Source organism: Streptomyces sp. RPT161, assembly GCF_027533845.1.
Classification (GTDB): domain Bacteria; phylum Actinomycetota; class Actinomycetes; order Streptomycetales; family Streptomycetaceae; genus Streptantibioticus_A; species Streptantibioticus_A silvisoli_A.
Genome location: NZ_JAPZVN010000112.1, coordinates 1 through 478 on the forward strand (window position 1 = coordinate 1; position 478 = coordinate 478).

A 478-nucleotide genomic window follows, 5' to 3' on the forward strand; every position below is an offset into this window, starting at 1 on the left:
ACGCCAGCAGTTGGCCCAACTACCCCCTACGGAACGCGAACAGGTCCTGCTTGCCCTGGTGCGGGAATCCGCCACCACCGTACTGGGACACACCTCCACCACACAGATCGATAGTGACCAGCCCTTCAAGGAACTCGGCTTCGACTCACTGACCGGCATCGAGCTACGCAACCTGCTACAAGCCAAGACCGGGGCGAGCCTGCCCGCCAGTGTGGTGTTCGACTACCCGACTGTTACGCGGTTGGCGGGGTACCTGGCGGGTGAGTTCGGGGAGTCGCAACCTGTTGGGTCGGCTGTGGTGCCGGCGTTGGTGTCGGTCGCCGATGATCCGATTGTCCTGGTGGGGATGGCGTGTCGGTTTCCTGGTGGGGTGTCGGGTCCGGAGGATCTGTGGCGGCTGGTCATTGATGAGAGTGATGGCATCACGCCGTTCCCCACTGATCGTGGCTGGGATCTGGATGCGCTGCTGGGCACTGAC

General features: G+C 63.2%; 1 protein-coding gene. It reads left to right on the top strand.

The window, feature by feature from the left end; genetic code table 11:
* A partial coding sequence (locus O5O46_RS35140; RefSeq protein WP_269859750.1) for an acyl carrier protein occupies positions 1–478 on the top strand: 478 nt, incomplete at both ends.